Source organism: Streptomyces sp. NPDC021212 (assembly GCF_044332925.1).
Lineage (GTDB): Bacteria > Actinomycetota > Actinomycetes > Streptomycetales > Streptomycetaceae > Streptomyces.
Map to the genome: position 1 here is coordinate 115,443 of NZ_JBIRPZ010000013.1, position 21,385 is coordinate 136,827.

Genomic DNA, 21,385 nt, shown 5'->3' on the forward strand with positions numbered 1-21,385 from the left:
GAGCCTCGCCCCTGCGTGCGTCTTCTCCTGCACGGTGTCCGACCGGCAGGCCGTTGTCCATCCCCCGAACGAGCCGTCAGGCCCGTGAGTCCTGGTCACTCACGAGCGTGCCGATCTTCTCACCCTTCACCGCGCGCGCGATATTTCCTTCGGCGGTGAGCTCGAAAACCAGGATCGGCAGCTTGTTGTCCCGGCAGAGGGTGATCGCGGTGGCGTCGGCGACCTTGAGGTCCCGGGTGATCACCTCGCCGTACTCCAGCGCATCGAACTTGACCGCGTCCGGGTTTCGCTTGGGGTCGGAGTCATAGACCCCGTCCACCCCGTTCTTGCCCATGAGGAGCGCCTCGGCGTCGATCTCCAGGGCACGCTGGGCGGCGGTGGTGTCCGTGGAGAAGTACGGCATGCCCATGCCCGCGCCGAAGATCACCACGCGTCCCTTCTCCAGGTGGCGCACCGCGCGCAGCGGGATGTACGGCTCCGCGACCTGCCCCATGGTGATGGCGGTCTGGACGCGGGAGTCGATGCCCTCCTTCTCCAGGAAGTCCTGGAGGGCGAGGCAGTTCATGACGGTGCCGAGCATGCCCATGTAGTCCGAGCGCGCCCGGTCCATGCCGCGCTGCTGCAGCTCGGCCCCGCGGAAGAAGTTGCCACCGCCGATCACGATGGCGATCTCGGCGCCGTCCCGCACCACGGCGGCGACCTCTCGAGCGATGGCGTGCACGACATCGGGGTCGACCCCGAGTCCCCCACCGCCGGCGAACGCCTCGCCGGACAGCTTCAGCAGGAAACGGCCGTGTCGGGCTGGACCGTCCGCGCTCTTGTCGGCGGCCTGTTTGGCGTCCGCGCCGTGATTCATTGGAGATCTCCTCGTGCACATACGAAGAAGGCCACTGCCGGGTCCTGGTACGACCTCTGCGGCAATGGCCTCCTCGTCACATCTGCGGCCGACCGGTTGACGGTTGGCTGCCTACGACCCTATCGGTGTCGCCGGTGTTTCGCTGCTCGGCTCAGACGCCGACGCGGAAACGGGCGAAACGGGTCAGGGAGACGCCGGCCTCGTCCAGGACCTTCTGGACGGTCTTCTTGTTGTCCTTGGCGAACGCCTGGTCCACAAGGACGTTCTCCTTGAAGAAGCCGGTGACGCGACCTTCGACGATCTTCGGCAGGGCGGCCTCGGGCTTGCCCTCCTCGCGGGCGGTGGCCTCGGCGACGCGACGCTCGTTCTCGACCGTCTCGGCCGGGATGTCGTCACGGCTCAGGAACTTCGGCGCGAAGGCGGCGACGTGCTGCGCGATGTCCTTGGCGACCTCGGCGTCTTCCTTGTCCAGCTCGACCAGCACACCGACCTGCGGCGGCAGGTCCGCGTTGGTGCGGTGCAGGTACGCGGCGACGTAGCCGCCGGAGAACTGCGCGAAACGGTCGAGGACGATCTTCTCGCCGAGGGTCGCGTTGGCCTCGTCCACGAACGCCTGGACGGTCTTGCCGGGCTCGATCTCGGAGGCGAGCAGGGACTCCAGGTCGGCCGGCACGGTCTTGGCGACGTGGGCGGCGATGGCGTCGGCGACGACGACGAACTTGTCGCCCTTGGCCACGAAGTCGGTCTCGCACTTCAGCTCGACCAGCACGCCGGAGGTGTTGTCGTCGGCGATGAGGGAGACAACGGCACCGTTCTCGGCGCTGCGGCTCTCGCGCTTGGCCACGCCCTTCTGGCCCTTGACGCGAAGGACCTCGACGGCCTTGTCGACGCTGCCGTCGGCCTCGTCCAGCGCCTTCTTGCAGTCCATCATGCCGGCGCCGGTGAGCTCGCGGAGCTGCTTGACGTCAGCGGCGGTGAAGTTCGCCATGATCTGTGAATCTCTTCTCGAAAGTCGAAAGCTCTACGGGTGAACGACGGGGGCGGTGCCGTCGCACCGTCCCCCGCCGTTGTACACCGTCTGAGTGGTCAGGCCTGCTCGGCGTCCGCGGCCGGGGCCTCGGCGGGCTTCGCGTCCTCGGCGGGCTTCGCGTCCTCGGCCGGCTTCGCTTCCTCGGCCGGCTTCTCGGCGGCGGCCTCGGCCGGCTTGGCCTCGGGCTCGTCGGCCTTCTTCTCACCCTCGAGCAGGTCGCGCTCCCACTCGGCCAGCGGCTCGCCCGCACCCTTGTCGGCCTTCTCGTCGCCGGTGGCGACGCCGGAGCGGGCGATGAGGCCCTCGGCGACGGCGTCGGCGATCACACGGGTGAGCAGCGTGACGGAGCGGATCGCGTCGTCGTTGCCCGGGATCTTGTAGTCGACCTCGTCGGGGTCGCAGTTGGTGTCGAGGATCGCGACCACCGGGATGCGGAGCTTGCGCGCCTCACCGACGGCGATGTGCTCCTTCTTGGTGTCCACGATCCAGACGGCGCTCGGCACCTTCTGCATCTCGCGGATACCGCCGAGGGTCTTCTCCAGCTTGGCCTTCTCGCGGGAGAGGACCAGGAGCTCCTTCTTGGTGAGGCCGGAGGCGGCCACATCCTCGAAGTCGATCTGCTCGAGCTCCTTCAGGCGCTGCAGGCGCTTGTAGACAGTCGAGAAGTTGGTCAGCATGCCGCCCAGCCAGCGCTGGTTGACATACGGCATACCGACGCGGGTCGCCTGCTCGGCGATCGCCTCCTGCGCCTGCTTCTTCGTGCCGACGAACATGATGGAGCCGCCGTGGGCGACGGTCTCCTTGACGAACTCGTAGGCGCGGTCGATGTACGACAGCGACTGGAGCAGGTCGATGATGTAGATGCCGTTGCGCTCGGTGAAGATGAAGCGCTTCATCTTCGGGTTCCAGCGGCGGGTCTGGTGCCCGAAGTGGACGCCGCTCTCCAGCAGCTCCCGCATCGTGACGACGGCCATGGCCGTACTCCTTGAGGTACTCGGTTCCACAGCGGCCGGGCGGCCGCCGCTCCTGACGCCCCGGCGCGCCTGCCACGAAAGAGGGCCCTGGTAGGGGGCTCGTCCGAGGACCGAGGGGCGCGGCCGCCGTGCTGCCGATACGTGCTCGGGGCGCGGGCGGCGGGGCGTGCGAAGTCGATCCGGTGACCCGGATCGCCATAAGAAGTGTACGGGACCCGTGCGGTGCCGGGTGACGGCGATATCCACAACCCGTGGGTAGTCCCCAGTTCGCATCCATGATCCACCGGATGCGGCGATTGGCGTCACCGTGGGTGACATGCGACGGCTTGGTGTGGTGCGGGCTCTTGCCCTGTGCGTTCTGCTGCTCACTGCCCTGGTCCCGGCCGCGGTGGCGGCGCCGGGTTCCGATGGGACGAGTGCCGGTGAGCCGGGTTCCGATGGCCGGTCATGGCCGGTGGCCGGGCCGGAGGGTGCGGTGCGGCCCTCGGTACTGAGGGCGTGGCGGCCGCCGCCCACGCCGTGGGCGGCGGGCCACCGCGGGGTCGATCTGGCGGCGCGGGCGGGGCAGCGGGTGCGGGCGGCGGCCGCGGGGCGGGTGAGCTTCGCGGGGCCGGTCGCGGGGCGCGGGGTGCTCACCATCGAGCTGTCCGGGACCGGCACTCCTCCGCTGCGGACGTCCTACGAACCGGTGCGGGCCACGGTGTCCAGGGGCGCGCGGGTGGCGGCGGGAGCGGTGGTCGGGGTGGTGGAGGCGGGCCCGTTCCACTGCCCGGGCGGCTGTCTGCACTGGGGGCTGCGGCGCGGGGACCGCTATCTGGATCCGCTGTCGCTGCTGCCGCGGTCGATGCTGCGGGGCGGGCCGTCCCGGCTGCTGCCGGTCTTCGGCGTCCCGCCCGCCGAGGAGGCTGCGGCGTCCGCGACGGCACGCCCCCGCCTGGCGGCCGCGGCTTCCCCCACCGGCCCGTCGGACCTGGCACCGGCCGCGGCCCTGGCGGTCGCGGCCGCCTGGGCCGGTCGCCGCCTGCGCGCCCGGTCCTGGCGGCCGCGCCGGGTGCGCGGCGCGCGCAGCAGGGCCCGGGGGTCAGCCCCGGACGCCGCCCAGGGCCATGGCGACCGCCGCCTCCGTGATGTGCTCGGGATCCTCCGCGGCTCCCAGTTCGATGCGGCGGACCGCGGCGTCCACGACGCCCTGGAGCAGCACCGCGGCCAGCCGGGGCTGCTGATGACCGAGCGCACCGAGGGCCTCGACCACCATGCAGATGAGCCCGCCATGGGCGGCGCGGATCTTCTCGCGCGCACCCGCGTCCAGCTCACCGGCCGAGATCGCCACCACGGCGCGGTGGCGGCGGTCGCCGACGAGAGCGAGCTGTCGGCGCACATACGCCTCGACCTTCGCCTCGGGCGTACCGGCCGCCTCCATGGCGGCCTCGACCTCGGCGGCCCAGACCGGGAAGTCGACGGCGCACAACTCCTCGACCACGGCCGCGCGGGAACGGAAGTACTCATAGACGGACGAGCGGGCGAGGCCCGTGCGCTCAGCGAGTGCGGGGAAGGTCAACGCCTCCGTACCGCCCTCGGACAGCAAGGAGCGGGCGGCCTCCAGCAGGGCGCCGCGCTGCATCGTCCGGTGCTCGGCCACTGAGGCCGCTCGAATCCTGGGCACGTCACCACTGTACGGAGACGCCACGGTGACGTCACGGCCGTGGCGCACCCGGGGGGACGATTCAGCGTCCGACGTCGGCGAGTTTCGCGCGCAGCTGGAGCACGGACTTGGTGTGGATCTGGCTGACCCGGCTCTCGGTGACCCCGAGGACCTGGCCGATCTCGGCCAGGGTGAGCCCCTCGTAGTAGTAGAGCGTGACCACGGTCTTCTCCCGCTCCGGAAGGGTGTTGATGGCCCGGGCGAGCAGCCGGCGCAGCTCCCGGTCCTCAGCCACCTCGACCGGGTTGTCCGCGGCGGTGTCCTCCAGGGTGTCCATGAGGCTGAGCCGATCGCCGCCCTCGCCGCCGACGTGCAGCAACTCCTCCAGGGCGACCACATTGGCGAGCGACAACTGGCTGAAAACCCCGTGCAGTTCGTCGACGCTGATGTCCATCTCGGCGGCGACCTCGGCCTCGGTCGGGGTGCGCCGCAGCGCCGCCTCCAGCGTGGCGTACGCCCGCTCGACCGCCCTGGCCTTCTGTCGGACCGAGCGCGGGATCCAGTCCAGCGCCCTGAGTTCGTCGATCATCGCACCGCGGATGCGGGTGATGGCGTAGGTCTCGAACTTGATGGCACGCCCGGGGTCGAACTTCTCGATGGCGTCGATGAGTCCGAAGACACCGGACGAGACGAAGTCGGCCTGCTCGACGTTGGAGGGCAGCCCGACGCTGACCCGCCCGGCCACGTATTTCACCAGTGGCGAGTAGTGCAGGATCAGCTGCTCCCGCAGCCGCCCGTCGCCCGTGGTTTTGTACGACCGCCACAGCTCGTCCAGCGAGGACGGTGCCGCGGGGCGCACCGCGCCGCGGGCAGCGGGCGGCGCCGCGCGGTCAGACCCGGAGATGTGCTGGGGCATTCGTCGCCTTGAGCCGTTCTGCCATGACATGGGTGGGGACGTACGCCTCCACCGGAAACCTTGTGAGCGTAGCGTGACCACGACGTCGCGGTATGCGAAGGGCGGCGGCTCGGCGGTGTACGGATACGGTCATCGCCTCAACCCTTTCACCCGATTGCCCCGATTTGGGGGATCGCCTCGCCGTGTGCCGTCATTCCGGCGTGCGGGCGGCGCCAACTGCCAGCGGTCGCCATGGCGTTCGACGAAACCCAGGGCGAGCAGTTCATAGAGGCGGCTCACGGCCTCTTCACAGCTCGTCCCGGAATCCCTGGCCACCTCACGTCCGTCGTTGCCGCCCTGTGCCGACAACGCTTCCAGCACCCGTGCCGTCACGGGATCGAGCAGGTCCCGCTCGACGAGGGGCCCTTCCCGGACGGGGGCGAGGTCTCCGATGCCGCCGATCAGCTCGACGACTTCGTCGGCGTCGGTGACCAGGAAGGCCTCGCCGCGCAGCAGTTCGTGGACGCCTGCGGACAGCCCGCTGGTGACCGGGCCGGGCACTCCCATGGTGGACCGGCCGAGCTGTTGTGCCCGGCGCGCGGTGACCAGCGATCCGCTGCGGTACTCGGCCTCGATGACGACCGTGCCGCGGGTGAGCGCGGCGATGACCCGGTTGCGCAGCACGAAGCGGCTGCGGGTGGGATGCGCCCCGGGCGGCAACTCGGCCAGCACCAGACCCTGTTCCGCGATGCGCTCGATCAACTCGGCGTGCCCCCGCGGATAGGGGGTGTCCACCCCGGAGGCGAGCACGGCGACGGTGGCGCCGCCCGCGGCGAGCGCCCCGCGGTGCACCGCGCCGTCCACTCCCTGGGCCGCGCCGGAGACCACCACCCAGCCCCGCTCGGCGAGCCCGGCGCCCATCGTCGCCGCGACGTGCGCGCCGTAGTCGCTGCAGGCGCGCGCCCCCACCACCGCGACCGAGCGCAGCGCCCACATGCGCAGCGACGCGGGACCCCGCACCCATAACCCGACCGGGCGAGCGTCCCCGAGGTCGTCGAGCTGACCGGGCCACTCCATGTCCCCGGGGCAGACGAACCGCCCGCCCTGGGCGGCGATCAGAGCGAGGTCGGCCGCGGGGTCGAGCCCGCCGGCCCGCAGCGCGCATCCGGCCAGCCGCTGCGGGGTCGCCCCGCGCGGCGGCGGGGCCTCCCCGGTGAGCGCCCGCCGCAGCCCGACCGGCCCCAGCCGGCGCAGCCAGCGCCCCACCGCCTCGTCGCCGGGCTCCACGAGCCGGGTGAGCGCCGCCCGGGCGAGCCGCTCCTCGTCGCCCACGCCCGGCCCGGGGCCCCCGGCGGATGGCATCCCGGGAGCCGTGGCCGAGCCTCCCGCCGGCCGGGCGGCCATCAGCACTCCCCCGCGCCGACCGGCACCCCGCGGGTCACTCCGGTGCGCAGCTGGAGGGCCTGGGCGATGTCCGGCTCCAGCGGCCGGTCGTGCCCGGCGAGGTCGGCGACGGTCCAGGCGACCCGCAGCACCCGGTCCAGGCCGCGGGCGGTGAGCAGCCCGCGCTCCATGTCGCGCTCGGCCTCGCGGAGCGCCCCGGGGCAGGCCTGCCAGCGGGTGCGCAGCTCATGGCCCGGCACCTCGCTGTTCAGCCGCCAGGGGGTGTCCGCGAGGCGCGCGGCGGCCCGCTCCCTCGCCTCGCGCACACGGGCCGCGACCGAGGCGGTGCTCTCCGCCGTGCCGACCGCCCCGGTCAGCTCGGCCCGGCTCACCGCCTCGACGTGGACGCGCAAGTCGACCCGGTCCAGCAGCGGGCCGGAGAGCCGCGACTGGTAGCGGCGGACCGTCGAGGGCGAGCATTCACAGCCGTCCCCCATCAGCCCGTGGCGCCCGCACGGGCAGGGGTTGGCGGCCAGCATGAGGAGGAAACGCGCGGGCATGCGCATCATGCCCGCGGAGCGGGCGACCACCACATGGCCCGATTCCAGGGGCTGCCGCAGGGCGTCCAGGGCCCGGCCGCTGAACTCCGGCGCCTCGTCCAGGAAGAGCAGCCCCCGGTGGGCGAGCGAGACCGCGCCCGGCCGTGGCAGCCCGTTGCCGCCGCCGACCAGGGCGGCCATGGTCGCCGAGTGGTGCGGTGCGCAATACGGGGGCGTCTCCACCAGGGGCTGGCCCGGTGGCAGCACCCCGGCCACCGAGTGCACGGCGGTGACCTCCAGTGCCTCCTGCTGGGTGAGCGGCGGCAGCAGCCCGGGCAGCCGCTCGGCGAGCATGGTCTTGCCCGCGCCCGGCGGCCCGATGAGGAACAGATGGTGCCCCCCGGCGGCGGCGACCTCCAGCGCGGTGCGCGCGGCCCGCTGTCCGGCGACCTCGGCCAGATCGGGCCGCCCCGCCCCGGCACCGGCGAGCGCGGCCACCCCGGTGCCCATGCCCGCGCCGGGCATGGTGAGCCCCGCCAGCATCGGATCGGGCCGCCCGGCCTCCAGCGGCTCGTCCTCCCCGGGCACCGGTTCGTCGGTGAGGACCGCGACCAGCTGGCGCAGGCTCCGCACCCCGAGCACCGAGACGCCCGGGACCAGGGACGCCTCGGCCGCTGTCTGCTCCGGGACGACGACCTGCCGGTATCCGGCCTCGGCGGCCGCGAGCACGGCGGGCAGCACCCCGCGCACGGGCCGGACCCGGCCGTCGAGACCCAGCTCCCCGATCATCATCAGGTCGGCGATCTCCCGCGGGTCGATGCGCTCGGCGGCGCCGAGCACCGCACAGGCCACGGCCAGGTCGAAGCCGCTGCCGCCCTTGGGGACGGACGCCGGACTGAGCCCGACCGTGAGCTTCTTCTGCGGCCAGGCATCTCCGGAGTTGACCACGGCGGCGCGGACCCGGTCCCGGCTTTCCACCAGCGATTTGTCGGGCAGGCCGACCAGGGTGAAGGCGGCCACGCCGGGCTCCAGATCGGCCTGGACCTCGACCACCACGCCCTCGACCCCGACCAGCGCGACCGAGCAGGTGCGGGCGAACCCCATTCAGGCCACCCCCCGCAGATGCTCGACCACGGGCGCGCCGCGCCGGGGCAGCACCACACCCACCAGGTCGATGCGCACGCCTCCCGGCGGCGGCCCGCCGTGCCGCTCCAGCCAGCGCTCGGCGAGCCGGCGCAGCCGGTCGGTCTTGCGGGGCCTGACCGCCGCCGCCGGAGGTTCGTAACCCTCCGCGCGCCGCGTCTTGACCTCGCACACGACCAGCGCCCCGGCGTCCAGCGCGACGATGTCGATCTCGCCGTCCCGGCACCGCCAATTGCGCTCCAGGACGGTCATACCGGCCTCGGCCAGCCGGCGCGCCGCCAGATCCTCGCCGTAGCGGCCCAATGCTCCCCGGGCGTTCATTCGGCACCACCTCCGGCACCGACTGTGACGCTCCCGCCCCGATTTCAGGGATCTTGGTGGATTTCTGTGGACGACCCGGCGCCGGTGGACAACTCGGCCACCCGGAAGAGTGAGCCGGCCCCCGGAAAATCAGCCGCCCGGAAGATCAGCCGCCCGGAAGGTCGAGGTCGCTCTTGTTCAGCTCCTCGATATTCACGTCCTTGAACGTGAGTACACGGACCTGCTTGACGAACCGCGCCGGTCGGTACATGTCCCAGACCCAGGCGTCCGCCATCGACACCTCGAAGAAGACCTCACCCTGGACAGAGTGCACCTGCATCTCGTAGTCGTTGGTGAGATAGAAGCGACGCTCGGTCTCGATCACATATTTGAACAGACCGACGACATCGCGGTACTCCCGGTAGAGCTTCAGCTCCATCTCGGTCTCGTACTTCTCGAGGTCCTCGGCGCTCATGGCATGTTCCCCTTCAGCCGTGCGTCCCCCCATTGTGCGTCAGACGCGCTCAGTCTCCAGGATCACCGGTGTACTGGGCGGCCCCTCGTCGAGCAGCGTACGCAACAGTTCCACGAGCCGGGTCGGGTAGACCGGCTCGGCCGCCCCCGCCAGCTCCTCCACCGGCCACCAGCGCAGCCCGGTCACGCTGCGCCGCTCCAGCTCCGTCAGCCCCTCCGGGCGCGTCGCGGTCTGCTCCGTACGGGCCAGGTAGTACCACTCGTCCTGGTCCCAGCGCCGGCCGTAGAACGGGAAGGAGCAGGTGCGCCGCCACAGCAGCGGGCCGAGCCGGACATCGGTGATCCCGGTCTCCTCCGTCAGCTCGCGCAGGGCGGCCTGCTCGCGGCTCTCGTCGCCCTCCAGCCCGCCGCCCGGGGTGAACCACCACGTCAGCGAGGGGTCGTCCGGTTCGAAGCCGTGCAGCAGAAGGATCCGGTCCTGCGGGTCGAGCAGCACCACCCGGGCGACCTTCCGCAGCGGTGTCGCCTCCGCACCCGTCTCCCCGGCCACGTCAGCCACTGGCCGTCACCTTCTCCCGCGTCTCGTTCCGCCCGGCGGAGCCGCCTCCCATCCGGCGCGCGACCGGCCCGTAGGCCGCACCTCCCAGGATGAGCACGGCGCCGGTCACGACCGAGACCGATACGAGCCGGAGTGGACCGGGCTGCGAGACCCCGCCCGGCAGCTCCTTGAACACCTCCGGGCGCCCCATCATGCCGAAGGACCCCAGCGGCCAGGCGGTGGCGTCCACCCGGGCCGTCACGGCGCCGGTGGGGACCGCTCCATGGCTGCTGTCGGTGAGGTGCGTCCGGGAGTCGAGGGAGTCGCTGCGGTGGTCGCCCATGAGGAACAGGCTCCCCTTGGGCACGGTGGTGGAGAACCGGGTCATCGAGGCCGGCTCCTTGGCCTGGAGATACGGTTCTTCGAGCACCTTGCCGTCCACGGTGAGACGGTTCTGCTTGTCGCAGCACTCGACCTTGTCACCGCCGACCCCGATGACCCGCTTCACCATCGGCAGGTCGCCCCAGATCTCATCCTGGAAGACGACCACGTCGCCGCGGCGCACCTCACCGCCGTCGATGCGCTCCGCGATCACCCGGTCGCCCTTGCCGATGGTCGGCGACATCGAGTCCGTCGGGACGCTGTACGGCTTGTAGAGCACCGCGCCCCAGGCGAAGCCGCCCAGGAACAGCACACAGCCGACGGCCACCGCCAGCCCGGACAGCATGGCGCCCAGCCTGCTGCCCCCCGCCCCTCGGGCATCGCTCATTCGAGTGCTCCCACCGTGTCCCGCAGACAGAGAAGGTCATGTTCCGCATGCCTTGTGGCACGAGATCGCACCTTACCCGCGGTACGGGGCGTCAGTCAGCCGTCCCCCGCACCTTCGCCGCCTGCCTGCGACGACGCCACAGCACGATCGGCACCGCGCCCGCGAGCCCGAGCGCCGAGGGGGCCATGGAGGCCGCCGCGCTCAGCCCCGGCTGGTCGAACGTGTCCGGGACCGACAGGGCGGACCAGCGGTTGAGCGGCCAGGCGACCACGATCGCGCGCCCGACGACGTCGTCCACCGAGACGGTGCCGTTGTGCAGGTTCTGGTGGTAGCGGGAGTCCAGCGAGTCCTGGCGGTGGTCGCCCATGACCCAGATCCGGTCCTTGGGCACCTTGACCGGGCCGAACGGCTTCTCGTCACAGGGCGTGTTCCCGGGGAAGATGTACGGCTCGTCCAGCGCCTTGCCGTTGACCCTCACCTTGCCGCCGCGCTTGCACGAGACCGTGTCGCCGCCGACCGCGATCACCCGCTTGATCAGGTCCTTCTCATCGGCGGACGGCATGAGGCCGACCTTGCTGAGCGCCTCCTGGATGCCCTCGGCGATCGGGCCCGAGTCCTGCGCCTGGGTTTCCCCGAGCCAGCCGCCCGGGTCGTGGAAGACGACCACCTCGCCGCGCTCCGGCTTCGAGCCGAACCAGGGAGTGAGCTTGTCCACCAGCACCCGATCGCCCCGCTGCAACGTGTTCTGCATCGAGTCGGACGGGATCGAGAAGGCCTGCACCAGGAAGGTCTTGATCAGCAGCGCCAGCACCAGCGCGATGAAGATCAGGATCGGCAGCTCCTTCCAGAAGGAGCGCGCCTTCCGCCCCTTCGCCGGCCGCCGCCCGGCCCCGGACCCCTTGCCCTCCTCCTCGGAGCCGGTCTCCCGCTCCGCGCCCGGCCCGGCACCGGGTCCCGACGGGCCGGAAGGGCCGGAGGACGGCGTATCAGCCGGTCCCGCCGTGGAGGCGCCTCCTGCCGGGGACGCCCCGGGCGCTTCCGGTGCCGGGGGCACGGTCCCCTCTCCCGTCGTTCCGGGCCGCCTCTCGGGCTCTTCGTGACCGGATCGTGCGCCGACCGCCAAGTCCCCCACATTCACTCCTCACGCCGCTGCCGCCTGCTGCACGAACGGCGCAGGCCCACCACTCCCATAACGAGCGGGAGTTCCGCAGGGGTCGGGAGCTGGATCATTCCTTGCCGATCCATGGGGGACACCCTATGCGGCGCACCGCTCACCTGTGTCGCCCCACTCGGCGCGTCCCGCACGGACGCATACGTTCCGGGCTCCTCAAGCTGTCGCATGTGACCGAACGGCCATGCGATCACCACGGCGCGGCCCACCACGCTCGCGTCCGCGACGGTGCCCTGGTACGCCTCGTCGAGGTGCACCCGGGAGTCCGCCGAGTTGGCCCGGTGGTCGCCCATCATGAACATCCGCCCCGCGGGGACGGTCACCTTGAACTTGCGCTGCGAAGGCGCGTTCCCCGGGTACAGGTACGACTCCTTCAACGGCGTCCCGTTGACCGTGACCCTGCCGTTCGTGTCACAGCATGCCACCGTGTCGCCGCCGACCGCGACCACCCGCTTGATCAGGTCCTGCTCGTCCGACGAGGGCAGCAGACCGATGAAGGTCAGGAACTCCTTGCCCTGCTTGATGACCGGCGGGTCCTCCTCGGGTGGCTTCCGCTCGTCCTCCAGCCAGCCGCCGGGGTCCTTGAACACCACGACGTCCCCGCGCGTCGGCTTGGAGCCGAACCACGGGGTGAACTTGTCGACCAGCACCCGGTCGCCGATCTTGATCGTCTGCTCCATCGAGCCGGACGGGATCACGAACGCCTGCACCAGGAACGTCTTGAGGACCAGCGCTATCACCAGCGCCACACCGATCAGGATCGGTATCTCCCGCATGGCGGAACGGCGCCTTCTGCGCTTGATCCGCTGCTGCACCCGGCGCCGCTCCGCGCGCGTGGCGAGCCGGCGCTGCCCCGGCTCGCGCGACGGCTCGGCGGGGGCGGTACCGAGACCGAGGCCCAGGCTCGGCCGGCGCGTGCCGGAGCGGGGGCGTCCGCGGCTACCCATGCGCACCGCCCGGGGCCGCGTCCGCTGCCCCGTCCGGTCCGGGCACGTGCGCGAAGACCTCCGGGCCCCGGATGCCGGACCACCGGCCGAACGGCCAGCCGATCCAGTCGGCCCGCCCGATCACCTGGTCCACGGGGACGGTGCCGCCGCCCGGCTCGCCGAGGTGGTCGCGGGAGTCCCGGGAGGCGCTGCGGTGGTCGCCCATCACCCACAGCCGGCCTTCGGGGACGACGGTGTCGAACCGCACCCGCGAGGGACTGTCCCCGGGGTACAGGTAGTCCTCGTTCACGGGCCGGCCGTTCACCTCGATCCTCCCCCGCTCGTCGCAGCAGGTGACCCGGTCACCGCCGACGCCCACCACGCGCTTGATGTAGTCGGTCTCGGCGGGCTCGGCGAGACCGACCGCCGCGGCCGCCTTGCGCAGCGCACCGGTCACCGGGTCCCCGGACGGCTCCTCCTGGAGGAAGGAGCCGGTGCCGTCGAAGACGACAACGTCACCGCGGCGCGGATCGTCCCCGAAACGGTATGCGAGCTTGTTCACCAGCACCCGGTCCCCGGGGCGCAGGGTGTTCTCCATGGAGCCGCTGGGAATCTGGAACGGCTGCACCACGAACCCGCTCACCAGCAGGACCAGCGCCATGGAGGCGGCCGCGAGGAGCGCCGCGCGCCGCCACGGCCGGTCGCCGCCCTGCCACATCCGCGGGCGCCCGGCGGGAGGCTGCTGCGCGGGGGGCTCCTCGGCGGGGTCCTCCGGGGCATGCGAAGAGCGCGATCGCTCCTCGTGCTCCGGGCCGGAGCAGGAGGAGCGATCGCGCTCCGCGAGCCGTCCTTCGATGTCCATCGGACCAGAGCCTATCCGGCCCCGTTGAGACATCCGACGGTAGCTCAGCAGTCGAGCAAAACTCAGCTGGTGCGCTTCTCCTTGATCTTCGCGGCCTTGCCGCGGAGGTCACGGAGGTAGTACAGCTTCGCACGGCGCACGTCACCGCGGGTGACGACCTCGATCTTCTCGACGATCGGGGTGTGCACCGGGAAGGTGCGCTCGACGCCGACGCTGAAGCTCACCTTGCGGACGGTGAAGGTCTCCCGCACGCCGGAGCCCTGGCGGCGGATCACGACGCCCTTGAACTGCTGGACACGCGAGCGGTTGCCCTCGATGACGCGGACGTGGACGTTGACCGTGTCGCCGGGGCGGAAATTCGGGACGTCGCTGCGCAGCGACGCGGAGTCGACGTTGTCGAGCAGGTGAGACATGATCGTCTGCTTTCCTCGCTGATGCCACAGGTCATCAGCGGCATATCGGAATGTTGATTCGGAGTGCCGCCCTCATCGGGCGAGCGTCGGTCCCCCTGTGGCAGGGGCGCACGCCCGGACGTACGGCAGCGGCCTATTGTTCCACGGCCCGGTCCGGCCGCCCAAATCGGGCCCGTCCCCCGGTTTCGCCCGCGCCGGGCAGCTCCTCCCAGCCCAGCTCGGCCAGGAGCGCGCGGTCGTGCTTGTCGAGCGTGGCCGGGTCGCAGCGCTCGATCAGATCGGGGCGGTGGGCGCTGGTACGGCGGAACGCCTCGTCCCTGCGCCACCGGGCGATCTTGCCGTGATGGCCGCTGACCAGCACCTCCGGGATGTCCCGGCCGCGCCACTCGGGGGGCTTGGTGTAGACGGGCCCCTCCAGTAGATCGGCCATCGCGCCCGGGGCGAAGGAGTCGTCCTGGTGCGACTCGGCGTTGCCCAGCACACCGGGCAGCAGCCGGGCGACGGCCTCCGTGATCACCAGGACCGCGGCCTCCCCGCCCGCCAGGACGTAGTCGCCGATGGAGACCTCGTGGATCTCCAGCCGCTCCCCGTACTCCTCGATCACCCGCCGGTCGATGCCCTCGTAGCGCGCCGGCGCGAAGACCAGCCAGGGGCGCTCGGAGAGTTCCACCGCGAGGGTCTGGGTGAACGGGCGGCCGCTCGGGGTGGGCACCACCAGCGTCGGCCCGGACAGTCCCGCACCCTCGCCCGACGCGATGATCTCGTCCAGCGCCTCGCCCCAGGGCTCGGGCTTCATGACCATGCCCGGGCCGCCGCCGTACGGGGTGTCGTCCACCGTGTTGTGCCGGTCGTGTGTCCAGGAGCGCAGGTCGTGCACGCGGACGTCCAGCACGCCGCGGGCGCGCGCCTTGCCGACCAGCGAGACGTTCAGCGGCTCCAGGTACTCCGGGAAGATCGTGACGACGTCGAGCCTCATGACGACGCGTCCTCACGGCCGGTGGCGATCTCCGCCTCGGCCTCGTCCAGCAACCCCGGCGGCGGGTCGATGACCGCGCGCTGCTCCTCCAGGTCGATCTCCGGCACCACCGCGGAGACGAACGGGATCATCACCTCGCCGCCGTCGGGCCGCTTCACGATCAGCAGGTCCTGGTACGGCAGATGGGAGATCTCGGAGATCCGGCCGACCTCCGTGCCGTCCACGGTGACCACATCGAGGTCGATCAGCTGGTGGTCGTAGAACTCCTCGGGGTCCTCGGGGACCTCGTCGGGGTCGACCTCCGCGATGAGCAGGACATTGCGCAGGGCCTCCGCGCCCGTACGGTCCCGCACCCCCTCGAAGCGCAGCAGCAGCCGGCCGCTGTGCACCCGGCCGGTCTCGATGGTCAGCGGTCCGGCCGAGGCGGGCTCGGTGGCCAGCACGGCGCCCGGGCCGAGCCTCAGCTCGGGCTCGTCCGTGCGCACCTCGACGGTGACCTCGCCCTTGATGCCATGGGCACGGCCGATCCGCGCGACAACCAACTGCACGATGCATGTCCCTTTCCCGCACACGTCACGCACACGGGCCGGGGACGGCCCGAAGCCCTCCCCGGCCCGTGCCGGTGCTGCTCTTGATCGCCTCTCAGCTGACCTGATCCACGTCGACGAGGTCGACGCGGATCCCACGGCCGCCGATGGCGCCCACGACGGTGCGCAGCGCGCGGGCGGTGCGGCCGTTGCGGCCGATCACCTTGCCCAGGTCATCGGGGTGCACCCGGACCTCGAGCACGCGCCCGCGACGCAGGTTGCGCGAGGCGACCTGCACGTCGTCGGGGTTGTCGACGATGCCCTTCACCAGGTGCTCGAGGGCTTCCTCGAGCATCCTCAGGCCTCGGTCGAGGCGGTGGACTCAGCGGTCTCGGCCGCCTCGTCCGACTTCTTCTCGGACTTCTTCGCCTTCGGGGTGATGGCCTCACCCTTCGGCTCGTCACCAGCGTCCTTGGCGGCGGCCTCGAACAGGGCGCGCTTGTCGGCCTTCGGCTCGGCGACCTTCATCGGAGCCGGGGCGGGCAGGCCCTTGAACTGCTGCCAGTCGCCGGTGACCTTCAGGATGGCGAGCACCGGCTCGGTCGGCTGGGCGCCGACCTTCAGCCAGTGCTGCACACGCTCAGAGTCGACCTCGATGCGCGAAGGGTTCTGCACCGGGTGGTACAGGCCGATCTCCTCGATGGCCCGGCCGTCACGGCGGGTACGGGAGTCGGCGACGACGATGCGGTAGTGAGGCGAACGGATCTTGCCCAGACGCTTCAGCTTGATCTTGACTGCCACGGGAGTGGTGTCTCCTGGTCTTGACGTGGTTGAGCACTGCGAAGTGCCGCGTGGGGTTGCGGTACCCGAGTGCCCGATGGACGCGTCAGCCGGAGGAGAGAGGGGTCCTGGTCGGCTGTCGAGTACAGCGGACCATTCTGCCACACCGTGGCCGGTCAGCCGACCGCGGCCACCGCGTCCGGGATCCGGAACGGCTTCCCGCAGCCACCGCACATGATCGGCGCCTGGGCCAGCACCGACGGGACGACGCGGACGTTGCGCCCGCAGTCGCACACCGCCTTGACCCGGACGCCGCCCCCGGACGAGCCGTGCCGCGCCGCGGGGCCGCGGAAGGCGCGGGAGGTCTCGGCCGCGGTCGCGACGGTGTGCGCCTTGAGGGCGCGGTGCAGCCGGTCGATCGTGGTCCGATAGCGCTTTCTCGCGTCGGGACTGAGGGTGACCAGCGAGAAACCGCTGCTGGGATGCGGCTCCTCGGAGTGGTCGAGCCCCAGCTCCTCGGCGATCGCCAGGAACCGGCGGTTGTGGTAGCGGCCGGCGCGCGAGGTGTCCCGGACACCGCGGGCGGCGGCGATGCCGTGGACTGCCTCGTGCAGCAGCCGTTCGAAGGAGAGCTCGGCGCCACATGCGGACGACGACTCTCCGATCAGCGATTCGGGCGCGGCGAGATCCGGCAGCTCGGGGTGGTGCCGTTGAATATCGGCCCACGCCTGCGCCAGCTCTGCGGCGAGTACAGGTGGTGTCGTGCTCACGTCGTGCTAACGAGCAGGAGCCGCCCGGTGTTCCGATTCCGGGGCATCTCAAATAATTTGCACGTACCAGTCAGTTCAGCGCTGATGCGTCGCGACGAGGGCGGGTGCGCACATGCGTGGATGAGCCGCCCACGGCACCCCAAGGCGGTACGTACCGCCTCGTACGTCAGTAGGCACGGGCCACATAGGCGACGTTACCTGGAGCGTCATCGGCATCCGGCACCGCCCCTTCCTCGGTGACCAGGCACCGCACGGACACCGCCCGCTCGGCGAGCGCGGCCTCGCCCTCCGGACCCAGGTCGGCCCACCGGACGCGCGCCCAGCCGCCCGCGGCCGCCGCCTCCGCGGCCTCCTCCACGGTCCGCACCTCCACCGTGCGCGCCGTGCGGCGCTCCCGCGCCTGGCGCAGCAGCAGCGCCTGGTCCTCCTCCAGCGCCTTCGGTACCGCCTCGGCCAGCAGGTCGATGCGCACCGGTTCCTTGCCGCCCGGAATCCGCCGGGCGAGCGTGGCGGCGCCGGCCTCCAGGTCGCGCGGGCCGATCTCGACGCGCACCGGTACGCCCCGCAGCTCCCAGTCGACGGCCCGGCGGCCGAAGGGGATGTCGGCGCGGTCGTCGACCTGGACCCGTACGCCCGCCGCCGCCAGCCGGTCGCCCGTCTCGCGGACCGCGGCGAGCACCGCCTCATCACCCTTGACCGCGAGGACGACGGCCTGGACCGGCGCCAGCCGGGGCGGCAGCCGCAGCCCGTCGTCGTCGCCGTGCATCATCACCAGTGCGCCGACCATGCGGGTCGTGCTGCCCCAGGAGGTCTGCCAGACCAGCTCCTGTGCGCCGTCCCTGGACAGATAGCGGGTGTTGAAGGCGCGGGCGAAGTTCTGGCCCAGCTCATGGCTGGTGCCCAGTTGCAGCGCCTTGCCATCGCCCATCATCCCTTCGAGGGTGAGGGTGTTGACGGCACCGGCGAAGCGCTCCCGGGCGGTCTTGCGCCCCAGGACGACGTCCATGGCGAGCACGTTCTCCATGAAGTCGGCGTAGACGTCGCGGTGGATGCGGGCGGCGAAAGCCCGGGCGTCCTCGTACGTGGCGTGGGCGGTGTGGCCCTCCTGCCAGAGGAATTCGGTCGTCCGCAGGAACAGCCGGGGCCGCAGCTCCCAACGCACCACATTGGCCCACTGGTTGATCAGCAGCGGCAGATCGCGGTAGCTCTGCACCCACTTCGAGAAGTACTCGTTGACGATCGTCTCGGAGGTGGGCCGGACCACCACCGGCTCCTCCAGCTCCTTGCCGCCGCCGTGGGTGACGACGGCGAGTTCGGGTGCGAAGCCCTCGACGTGCTCGGCCTCCCGCGTCAGATACGACTGCGGGATGAAGAGGGGGAAGTAGGCGTTCTGGACGCCCACCGCCTTGATCCGGGCGTCCAGGTCGCGCTGCATCCGCTCCCACAGCCCGTATCCGTACGGTCGGATGACCATGGTGCCGCGCACCGGACCGTTCTCGGCCAGCTCGGCCTTGTTGATCACATCTTGGTACCAGCGCGGAAAATCCACCGCACGAGGGGTGAGAACGGGGGCTTTGGCCATGCGGCCGATCGTACGGCGGCGGCCCGGCCGACCGCGGGAATATTTGCCGGGGGCGGTCGCGGCGCCCCCGGGGCGGGCCCGGGAGCGGGGCGGATGGGAGGGGGTGCGGGGGCGCACGGAGGGGGCACGCAAGCAACGGCCGTGAAAGCTCTGGACGCGGGGACGGATGCGGAGTTCTCTGGCATACGGGGGTGGGACGCGACAGAGCGGGTGCCCTGTGGAACAGCCCTGCACAGCCCTGCACCATCCACTGGGCACTCTCTGGCGCACTAACGGCGGATCTGACGACGGCACTGCTCTTCGCTGATTGGGGCCCTTTCGATGACATCTACGCTCGTACAGCGGCGCCGCCCGCACCCCTCCCCGCCGCGCCCGGCGGACCCCCACGCCCGTGCCCGCGACTGGGCGGAGATCCAGGAGCGGATGCTGGTGCCGCTGTACGAGGCCGTGTACGAACGGCTGGACGTCGGCGCCGGAACGCGGCTGCTGGGCCTGGGCTGCGGCTCGGGTCTCGCCCTTCTCATGGCGGCCGGGCGCGGCGCCGACGCCTGCGGGGTCGACACGGACGAGCCGCGCCTCGCGCTGGCGCGGGAGCGGCTGGCCGACCCGGTGCGGCTGGAGCTCGGCGGTCCGGAGTCGGCGGGCTCCGGCGTCAGGGGCGGTGTCACCGGCGGCTTCACGGTGGTGACCGCCTTCGAGCCACTGCCCGCCCCGGTGGTGGGCGGCCCCGGCGGACTCGACGCGGCGGCGTCCTCGCTGACGGCGGCCGCGGCGCTCACCGAGCGCGGCGGCGCGGTGGTGCTGGCCGGGTGGGGCCCGCCGGAGCGGTGCGCCACCTCGTCGGTGCTACGGGTGGGCGCCCGGCTCGCCGACCCGATGTGCGCCCCGGGGCGCTGGCGGCCGTGCGGCCGGGACGACCTGGAGACGCTGGCCGAACGGGCCGGGCTGCGGCCGGACGGTTCGGGGCGGGTGGCCTGCCCGTTCGGGTACGCCGACCTGGACAGCGCGGTGCGCGGACTGCTGTCGACGGGGCTGTTCGACGCGGCGGAGCGGGCGACCGATCCGACGCAGGTGCGCAAGGAGATAGCGGAGGCGCTGCATCCGTATCAGCGGGCGGACGGGACGGTGTGGATGCCGAACGTACTGCGGTATCTGATCGCCCGCGCCTGAACATACGGGCCTGAACATACGGGTGCGCGGGCCCCCGGCCGTCCATGGCGGGGACCCGCGCACCCGGTGGTCTGCGGGCGGTTCAGCCCATGAACTTCTTGAACTCGTCGGGAAGTTCGAAGTCCTGGCCGCCTTGGCCGCCGCCGGGCATGCCGAACGCGCCGCCCTGCTGGCCCGCCTGCTCACGGCGGGCCGCGGCGGCCTGCTCGTCGGCCTTCCGCTTCATCGGGTTGCCCGAGCGCTGCTTGCCCTTGACCTTCTTCTGCTGCTTGCCCTTGCGCTTCGCGCTGCCGCCACCGCCCGGCATGCCCGGCATCCCGGGCATCCCCGGCATGCCGCCGCCCTGGGCCATCTTCGACATCATCTTGCGCGCGTCGAAGAACCGCTCCACCAGGTTCTTGACCGCGCTCACCTCGACGCCGGAACCACGGGCGATACGGGCGCGGCGGGAGCCGTTGATGATGTTCGGGTCCTGGCGCTCGCCCGGCGTCATCGACTTGATGATCGCGGCCGTGCGGTCCACGTCCCTCTCGTCCAGATTGTTGATCTGGTCCTTCATCTGGCCCATGCCCGGCAGCATGCCGAGCAGCTTGGAGATGGAGCCCATCTTGCGGACCTGCTCCATCTGCGCCAGGAAGTCGTCGAGCGTGAACTCCTTGGGGCCCTTCGCCAGCTTGGCCGCCATCTTCTCGGCCTCTTGCTGGCTGAAGGTCTGCTCGGCCTTCTCGATGAGGCTGAGCATGTCGCCCATGCCGAGGATGCGGGACGCCATGCGGTCCGGGTGGAACGCGTCGAAGTCGTCCAGCTTCTCGCCGTTGGAGGCGAACATGATCTGACGGCCGGTGACATGCGCGATGGAGAGCGCGGCACCGCCGCGCGCGTCGCCGTCGAGCTTGGAGAGCACCACGCCGTCGAAGCCGACGCCGTCGCGGAACGCCTCGGCGGTGTTCACCGCGTCCTGGCCGATCATCGCGTCGACGACGAACAGGACCTCGTCCGGGCTGACCGCGTCGCGGATGTCCGCCGCCTGACGCATCAGCTCCTCGTCGATGCCGAGGCGGCCGGCGGTGTCGACGATCACGACGTCGTGCTGCTTGGTCTTGGCGAACTCGACCGAGTCCTTGGCGACCTTCACCGGGTCGCCGACGCCGTTGCCCGGCTCCGGCGCGAACACCGCGACGCCCGCGCGCTCGGCGACCACCGAGAGCTGGTTGACCGCGTTGGGGCGCTGGAGGTCACACGCGACGAGCAGCGGCGCGTGGCCCTGCCCCTTGAGCCAGCGGCCGAGCTTTCCGGCGAGGGTCGTCTTACCAGCACCCTGCAGACCCGCGAGCATGATGACCGTCGGGGGCTGCTTGGCGAAGCGGAGGCGACGGGCGTCGCCTCCGAGGATGCCGATCAGCTCCTCGTTGACGATCTTGATGACCTGCTGGGCGGGGTTCAGCGCCTGGGAGACCTCGGCGCCGAGGCTGCGCTCCTTGACCTGCTTGATGAACGCCCGTACGACGGGCAGCGCGACGTCCGCCTCGAGCAAGGCGATCCGGATCTCGCGTGCCGTTGCGTCGATGTCCGCCTCGCTGAGGCGGCCCTTGCCCCGGAGGTTCTTGAAAGTCGCTGCGAGGCGATCGGAGAGGGTATCGAACACGGTGGTCGCGAATCCTTCGG

The 21,385-nt window shown here is 71.6% G+C and carries 22 protein-coding genes and 2 pseudogenes; 2 read left to right on the forward strand and 22 right to left on the reverse strand.

Going from position 1 to position 21,385, the window contains the following annotated elements; all coding sequences use genetic code 11:
• Positions 1-76: 76 nt before the first annotated feature.
• The 3 genes from pyrH to rpsB all read right to left on the reverse strand — a co-directional run bounded on the left by pyrH (position 77) and on the right by rpsB (position 2,860).
• Positions 77-856 (reverse strand): UMP kinase, encoded by a 780-nt coding sequence (pyrH, locus tag ACH4SI_RS31265; protein WP_398301608.1) that lies wholly within the window; start codon positions 854-856, stop codon positions 77-79.
• 151 nt (positions 857-1,007) lie between these two features.
• Positions 1,008-1,844, reverse strand: a complete 837-nt coding sequence (gene tsf / locus ACH4SI_RS31270; RefSeq protein ID WP_398301610.1) for a translation elongation factor Ts — start codon at positions 1,842-1,844, stop codon at positions 1,008-1,010.
• A gap of 98 nt (positions 1,845-1,942) precedes the next feature.
• Complete coding sequence (rpsB, locus tag ACH4SI_RS31275) at positions 1,943-2,860, reverse strand: 30S ribosomal protein S2 (RefSeq protein ID WP_398301612.1); 918 nt, start codon at positions 2,858-2,860, stop codon at positions 1,943-1,945.
• A 316-nt stretch (positions 2,861-3,176) separates the two neighbouring features.
• Between rpsB and ACH4SI_RS31280 the strand changes: the two are divergent.
• Positions 3,177-3,623, forward strand: a pseudogene (locus ACH4SI_RS31280) (peptidoglycan DD-metalloendopeptidase family protein); the annotation flags it as partial.
• A gap of 318 nt (positions 3,624-3,941) precedes the next feature.
• Here the strand turns inward: ACH4SI_RS31280 and ACH4SI_RS31285 are convergent.
• The 18 genes and pseudogenes from ACH4SI_RS31285 to proS form a co-directional block, all read right to left on the reverse strand.
• On the reverse strand, positions 3,942-4,481 hold the full coding sequence (locus ACH4SI_RS31285; protein WP_398301878.1) for a TetR/AcrR family transcriptional regulator: 540 nt from the start codon (positions 4,479-4,481) through the stop codon (positions 3,942-3,944).
• A 103-nt stretch (positions 4,482-4,584) separates the two neighbouring features.
• On the reverse strand, positions 4,585-5,418 hold the full coding sequence (gene whiG / locus ACH4SI_RS31290; RefSeq protein ID WP_398301614.1) for an RNA polymerase sigma factor WhiG: 834 nt from the start codon (positions 5,416-5,418) through the stop codon (positions 4,585-4,587).
• A 129-nt stretch (positions 5,419-5,547) separates the two neighbouring features.
• Positions 5,548-6,759: a DNA-processing protein DprA gene (dprA, locus tag ACH4SI_RS31295; protein WP_398301616.1), complete on the reverse strand. Its 1,212-nt coding sequence runs from the start codon at positions 6,757-6,759 to the stop codon at positions 5,548-5,550.
• Positions 6,760-6,800: 41 nt separating this feature from the next.
• Positions 6,801-8,423: a YifB family Mg chelatase-like AAA ATPase gene (locus ACH4SI_RS31300; RefSeq protein WP_398301618.1), complete on the reverse strand. Its 1,623-nt coding sequence runs from the start codon at positions 8,421-8,423 to the stop codon at positions 6,801-6,803.
• Complete coding sequence (locus ACH4SI_RS31305; RefSeq protein ID WP_398301620.1) at positions 8,424-8,783, reverse strand: YraN family protein; 360 nt, start codon at positions 8,781-8,783, stop codon at positions 8,424-8,426. It abuts the gene before it with no gap.
• A 145-nt stretch (positions 8,784-8,928) separates the two neighbouring features.
• Positions 8,929-9,237, reverse strand: a complete 309-nt coding sequence (locus tag ACH4SI_RS31310) for a DUF2469 domain-containing protein (RefSeq protein ID WP_009714730.1) — start codon at positions 9,235-9,237, stop codon at positions 8,929-8,931.
• Between the two features lie 39 nt (positions 9,238-9,276).
• Positions 9,277-9,786 carry an NUDIX hydrolase gene (locus ACH4SI_RS31315; protein WP_398301880.1) on the reverse strand — a complete coding sequence of 170 codons (510 nt, stop codon included), beginning with the start codon at positions 9,784-9,786 and terminating at the stop codon, positions 9,277-9,279.
• Position 9,787: 1 nt separating this feature from the next.
• A complete protein-coding gene (lepB, locus tag ACH4SI_RS31320; protein ID WP_398301623.1) occupies positions 9,788-10,543 on the reverse strand; it encodes a signal peptidase I in 756 nt (251 codons plus the stop codon).
• A 91-nt stretch (positions 10,544-10,634) separates the two neighbouring features.
• Positions 10,635-11,675, reverse strand: coding sequence for a signal peptidase I (gene lepB / locus ACH4SI_RS31325; RefSeq protein ID WP_398301625.1), 1,041 nt, complete (start codon positions 11,673-11,675; stop codon positions 10,635-10,637).
• A pseudogene (gene lepB / locus ACH4SI_RS31330) lies at positions 11,569-12,661 on the reverse strand (signal peptidase I); the annotation flags it as partial. The gene lepB (ACH4SI_RS31325) and the pseudogene lepB (ACH4SI_RS31330), both read right to left, overlap by 107 nt.
• On the reverse strand, positions 12,654-13,502 hold the full coding sequence (lepB, locus tag ACH4SI_RS31335; RefSeq protein ID WP_398301627.1) for a signal peptidase I: 849 nt from the start codon (positions 13,500-13,502) through the stop codon (positions 12,654-12,656). The pseudogene lepB (ACH4SI_RS31330) and the gene lepB (ACH4SI_RS31335), both read right to left, overlap by 8 nt.
• Positions 13,503-13,564: 62 nt before the next feature.
• Complete coding sequence (rplS, locus tag ACH4SI_RS31340; RefSeq protein WP_398301629.1) at positions 13,565-13,915, reverse strand: 50S ribosomal protein L19; 351 nt, start codon at positions 13,913-13,915, stop codon at positions 13,565-13,567.
• Between the two features lie 133 nt (positions 13,916-14,048).
• A complete protein-coding gene (gene trmD / locus ACH4SI_RS31345) occupies positions 14,049-14,891 on the reverse strand; it encodes a tRNA (guanosine(37)-N1)-methyltransferase TrmD (RefSeq protein ID WP_398301631.1) in 843 nt (280 codons plus the stop codon).
• Positions 14,888-15,439 (reverse strand): ribosome maturation factor RimM, encoded by a 552-nt coding sequence (gene rimM / locus ACH4SI_RS31350; protein ID WP_398301633.1) that lies wholly within the window; start codon positions 15,437-15,439, stop codon positions 14,888-14,890. Before rimM ends, trmD begins: the two co-directional genes overlap by 4 nt.
• A 94-nt stretch (positions 15,440-15,533) precedes the next feature.
• Positions 15,534-15,773 (reverse strand): RNA-binding protein, encoded by a 240-nt coding sequence (locus tag ACH4SI_RS31355; RefSeq protein WP_003958958.1) that lies wholly within the window; start codon positions 15,771-15,773, stop codon positions 15,534-15,536.
• Between the two features lie 2 nt (positions 15,774-15,775).
• Complete coding sequence (rpsP, locus tag ACH4SI_RS31360; RefSeq protein WP_398301635.1) at positions 15,776-16,219, reverse strand: 30S ribosomal protein S16; 444 nt, start codon at positions 16,217-16,219, stop codon at positions 15,776-15,778.
• Between the two features lie 155 nt (positions 16,220-16,374).
• The gene (locus ACH4SI_RS31365; protein WP_398301637.1) at positions 16,375-16,968 is read right to left on the reverse strand and encodes a hypothetical protein; all 594 of its coding nucleotides are present in this window, start codon (positions 16,966-16,968) and stop codon (positions 16,375-16,377) included.
• Positions 16,969-17,134: 166 nt separating this feature from the next.
• Positions 17,135-18,550, reverse strand: a complete 1,416-nt coding sequence (proS, locus tag ACH4SI_RS31370) for a proline--tRNA ligase (RefSeq protein ID WP_398301639.1) — start codon at positions 18,548-18,550, stop codon at positions 17,135-17,137.
• Between the two features lie 321 nt (positions 18,551-18,871).
• Here proS and ACH4SI_RS31375 point away from each other — a divergent pair, with 321 nt between their 5' ends.
• Positions 18,872-19,720 carry an SAM-dependent methyltransferase gene (locus ACH4SI_RS31375; protein ID WP_398301640.1) on the forward strand — a complete coding sequence of 283 codons (849 nt, stop codon included), beginning with the start codon at positions 18,872-18,874 and terminating at the stop codon, positions 19,718-19,720.
• A gap of 82 nt (positions 19,721-19,802) precedes the next feature.
• On the opposite strand, the gene ffh is transcribed toward ACH4SI_RS31375, so the two are convergent.
• On the reverse strand, positions 19,803-21,365 hold the full coding sequence (ffh, locus tag ACH4SI_RS31380) for a signal recognition particle protein (protein WP_398301642.1): 1,563 nt from the start codon (positions 21,363-21,365) through the stop codon (positions 19,803-19,805).
• Between the last annotated feature and the right edge of the window lie 20 nt (positions 21,366-21,385).